The organism is Xanthomonas sp. SHU 199 (assembly GCF_000364665.1).
GTDB lineage: Bacteria > Pseudomonadota > Gammaproteobacteria > Xanthomonadales > Xanthomonadaceae > Xanthomonas_A > Xanthomonas_A sontii.
In genome coordinates, this window is sequence record NZ_AQOI01000224.1 from 1 (window position 1) to 4,360 (window position 4,360).

3 protein-coding genes are annotated in these 4,360 nt (G+C 69.6%); 2 read left to right on the top strand and 1 reads right to left on the bottom strand.

Going from position 1 to position 4,360, the window contains the following annotated elements; translation table 11 throughout:
* Positions 1-83 precede the first annotated feature (83 nt).
* Complete coding sequence (locus D183_RS0109130) at positions 84-2,603, bottom strand: DEAD/DEAH box helicase (protein WP_017908719.1); 2,520 nt, start codon at positions 2,601-2,603, stop codon at positions 84-86.
* Positions 2,604-2,942: 339 nt separating this feature from the next.
* Between D183_RS0109130 and D183_RS0109135 the strand changes: the two genes are divergently transcribed.
* Both D183_RS0109135 and trhA read left to right on the top strand, forming a co-directional pair.
* Positions 2,943-3,416: a hypothetical protein gene (locus D183_RS0109135; RefSeq protein WP_017908720.1), complete on the top strand. Its 474-nt coding sequence runs from the start codon at positions 2,943-2,945 to the stop codon at positions 3,414-3,416.
* A 117-nt stretch (positions 3,417-3,533) separates the two neighbouring features.
* On the top strand, positions 3,534-4,196 hold the full coding sequence (gene trhA / locus D183_RS0109140; protein WP_153751676.1) for a PAQR family membrane homeostasis protein TrhA: 663 nt from the start codon (positions 3,534-3,536) through the stop codon (positions 4,194-4,196).
* The last annotated feature ends 164 nt before the right edge of the window (positions 4,197-4,360 follow it).

Sequence of the window (4,360 nt, forward strand, 5' to 3'; positions counted from 1 at the left end):
GCTGCCGGAGGACGCAGGCGCGCGCTCGGCGCTGGCGTCGCCGGCCTGCCGGCGCAGCGCGCGCAGGCGCTCCAGGCTGATGCTCATGCGCTCCACTCCGGCAGCGCATCGGCATCGGCATCGGCATCGATGGCGATCGTGGTTGCGCCGTGCGCGTCCAGCGCCGCGTCGTCCTCGCCGTCGAGCAACAGGCGCAGCACGCGCAACGCCAGCGCCCGCGGCGTGGTCGCGCTTTCCTCCTGCGCGGCCAGCACCGGGCCGACGCAGGCCGGACAGCCGGCCACGCAGTCGCAGCCCTGCACCAGTTCGCGCGCGCGCTGCACCAGTTCGGCCTGGCGCCGCCACAACGGCTCGCTGAGGCCGACGCCGCCGGGGAAGTTGTCGTACAGGTACACGGTGGGCACGAACTGCTGCAGTTCGACGCTGGCCGGCTCGCCGCTGTCGCCACCGCGCAACTGGCCGCGGCCCTTGGCGTCGGCCACCGCGAACCAGGCGCCGTCGCCGTCGCCCACCGCCTGCTGCAGATCGCGTGCGTCGGCCATCACCGCCACCGTCGCCACCACGTGCAGCGCGTAGGCCGCGCCCAGGAAACCGTCCAGCGCGTCCTGCTTGCTGCCGAACGCCTTGAGCAGGGTGGCCTGCGGCAACTGCCACCACACCGCGGTGGTGTGCAGTTCCTGGTCGGGCAGGTTGACCGGGCCGTAGCCGATGTTCTCGTGGGTGTAGTAGCGGATCTTCTTATAGCCGGCCACGCGCCGCACCACGTGCACCTCGCCGTGGTGCGCGTCGCCGCGCCCGGCCGCGCCGCCGTCGAAGCGGTCCAGCACCTTGAGCTTGGTGAAGTCGATGCTGTCGGTGTAGTAGTCCACGTGGGTGCGGGTGACATAGGCCTTGCGGCCTTCCCAGTCCAGCTTTTCCACCTGATAGGGCGTGCTCTGCACCATGTGGATGGCGCCTTCGTACAGGGTCAGCGCGGCGGCCGAATAGTCCACCTCGGCGATGATCTGCTGCTTGCCGTCGGTCTTGTCCACCACCACGAAGTTGCCGTCGGCCACCGAGCGCAGGCTCACCGCGTTGGCCGGGTAGCTGTCGGCGATCCACTCCCAGCGGTCGCCTTCCTGGTGCACCACCTCGCTCTCGGCCAGCGCCTCCAGGAACACCGCCGGGTCCACCGGGCCGAACGCCTCGCCGGCGACGAAGGTCAGCTCGAACGCGGCGCAGCGGATGTGGTCGAACAGGATCAGCGGCTGGTCCGGGGCGATACGTGCGTGTTCCGGCGAGGCGTCGGCGAAGAAGTCCGGGTGCCGCACCACGTACTGGTCCAGCGGCTGCGAACTGGCCACCAGCACGCCCAGCGCCGGCTGCTGGCGACGTCCGGCGCGGCCGAAGCGCTGCCAGGTGGCGGCGACGCTGCCGGGGTAGCCGTTGAGCACCACCACGTCCAGCGCGCCGATGTCCACGCCCAGCTCCAGCGCCGAGGTGGAGACGATGCCGTCGATGCTGCCGGCGCGCATCGCCCGCTCGGCCTCGCGGCGCTCGCTGGGCAGGTAGCCGCCGCGGTAGGCGCGGATGCGCGGCGGCTTGCGCGGGTCGTGGTCGAAGATGTCCTTCAGGTACTTGGTCAGCACCTCCACCATCAACCGCGTCTGCGCGAACACCAGGGTCTTGAGCCCGGACTTGATCGCGATGCGGGCGATGCGGTTGCTCTGCGAGCGCGCCGAGGCGCGCAGGCCCAGGTCGGCGTTGACCACCGGCGGGTTCCACAGCAGCACGTGCTTGTCGCCGCTGGGCGCGCCGGAGTCGGTGATCGCGTGCACGCGCTGCTCGATCAAGGCCTCTGCGTGCGCGCGCGGGTTGCCGATGGTGGCCGAGCACAGGATGAACTGCGGCGTGACGCCGTAGAACGCGCAGATGCGCTTGAGCCGGCGCAGCACGTTGGCGACGTGGCTGCCGAACACGCCGCGGTAGGTGTGGATCTCGTCGATCACCACGTAGCGCAGGTTCTCGAAGAACTGCGCCCACTTGGTGTGATGCGGCAGGATCGCCTGGTGCAGCATGTCCGGGTTGCTGACCACGATGTCGCCGTGCAGGCGGATCGCCTGGCGCGCATCGCCGGGGGTGTCGCCGTCGAAGGTGAAGGCCTTCACCCCCAGGTCGCCGGCACGGTTGAGGTCCAGCAACTCGGCCACCTGGTCCTGCGCCAGCGCCTTGGTCGGGAACAGGTACAGCGCCTTGGCCTGCGCGGTCATCGCCGCGGCCACCACCGGCAGCGTGTAGCACAGCGACTTGCCCGAGGCGGTGGGGGTGACGATGGCCACGTGCTCGCCGCGCTGCGCCGCGTCCCAGGCCTCGGCCTGGTGGCTGTACAGCTGCGCGATGCCGCGTTCGCGCAACGCCGCGGCCAGCGCCGGCGGCACGTCGTCCGGGATCGGCGCGTAGCGGCCGGCCTGGCCGGGGATGGTGAAGCTGCCGGTGATGCGGTCGTGGTAGCGGCGCTCTAGCCGCGCGCTGAGCAGCGCGCCATCGCGCGAGGGCAGCCCGTCGGTGGTGGACAGGGCGCGCTCGGCGTCCTCGGTGCGCGGGGCTAGGGCGTGGGCGGGCATCGGCACGGCTCTCAAAGCGGAACAGGGAAGCGAAATCGCGTCTCAGGGTATGAGACGGGCGCCGTCGAGGCGAGACGGGCAGGCTGAGCGGATTCAGGCTGGGCGATTGCATGCGGAACGCATCGCTGTTCGCACTGCATGCGGCAGCCTATTGGCGATGCGTGCCGGCCCTGCGCGTCTGTACCGACACAGCGGCCGTCTGCGCCGATGACACGCCCTCGGCAGCGCGTACTACGCAGATCAGGCTTGTGCCGATGGCCGTGTTCCGCGCGAGGCGCGAGGCTTTCGCTACCCGTCGTGCAATGACGGACCCCGTTCACACACTCAGGAGCGAATGCCATGGTCACCGCCGAATTTCTGCAGGATAACGGCTTCAGCAACAAGGCGTCGGTCGACGCCAACATCTACATCAAGGATGTCACCAAGGCGCTGCCGTCTTCCGGCAACCTGCATGCGCATCTGAAGGTGACATTTGCCGATGCGCATCGGCTGGCGTTCGAAATCCACGGCACTATCCGCGTCGACGCAGACGCGCAGGCGTTGGGCAAACGTAGTGGCGACGACAGCACCATCGGTCGCGCTCTGTGGGTGTACGCGGATGGCACGTTCCGCACGTCGGTCGAAGCCGCCTTTTGGCAGGAGCAGGGCGGCGTCACCCCGTCCCAGCTCAAGACCTATGCGCGTAAGCTGAAGGAACAAGTGCGGCAATGGGAGCAGGCACTGGAGCGCGAAGGTGCCGATAGCCATCCTTCGCCGGCAGGAAACAAGCGCGCACTCGACGATCTGGACACGCGCTATCCGCTCGGTAGGTAATCGCCAGCGCGTCTTGGCAGGATGCTGCGCGTGGCGATGCAGGGATCAGCCGCTACGCGCGTATCCTGTGCGTCCCCCAGCACCAAGGCACCGCTTCCCGGAGTGCCGAAGATCGCCTTGTCCGCATCGACTTCCTCGCCAGCCCCGCACTACCGCACCGCCGCCGCGCGCCGCGCCGATCTGCTCGTGCATGCCGCCGGCCTGCTGCTGGCCGTGGTCGGCGGCGCGCTGCTGGTCTGGCGCGCCCATGCCAACGACGCGCTGATCGTGGCCACCAGCATCTACGCGCTGGGGCTGCTGACCATGTTCGCCTGCTCGGCGGCGTACAACTTCGCCCCGCCGCAGCGCCAGCCGGTGCTACGCAAGCTCGACCACGCCGGCATCTTCGTGATGATCGCCGGCTCCTACACGCCGTTCTTCGTGCTGGCGCTGTCCGGCGCCTGGGTCTGGTCGATGACCCTGGCGGTGTGGGGCGTGGCGCTGTTCGGGGTGTTCGCCAAGCTGTTCCTGCCGGGCATCGCCAAGGGCTTCTGGGTGGCGATCTATCTGCTGCTGGGCTGGGCGGGCATGGCGGCGGTCAAGCCGATCGTGGCCGGGCTGGATACGCCGGTGCTGTGGCTGATCGCCGCCGGCGGGGCGATCTACACGGTGGGCGTGGCGTTCTACGTGCGCAAGTCGATGCTCTACAACCGCGCGATCTGGCATGCGCACGTGCTGGGCGGCGCGCTGGCGCACTGGTGCGCGATCTGGCTGTGCCTGCGCCCGCTGTCGGCGACGTGAACGGCGGCGCCGATGCGCTAGAGATGGCCGTGCCGCGTCCGTAAGCTCGGGCGTCATGGACAGCATGCACACAGCGGATCCGAACGGCCGGCGCCTGCGCACGATGCTGGCAATCGCCTTGCTGGCGACGTGCGCGAATGTGCAGGCACAACAGGCCGCGCCCG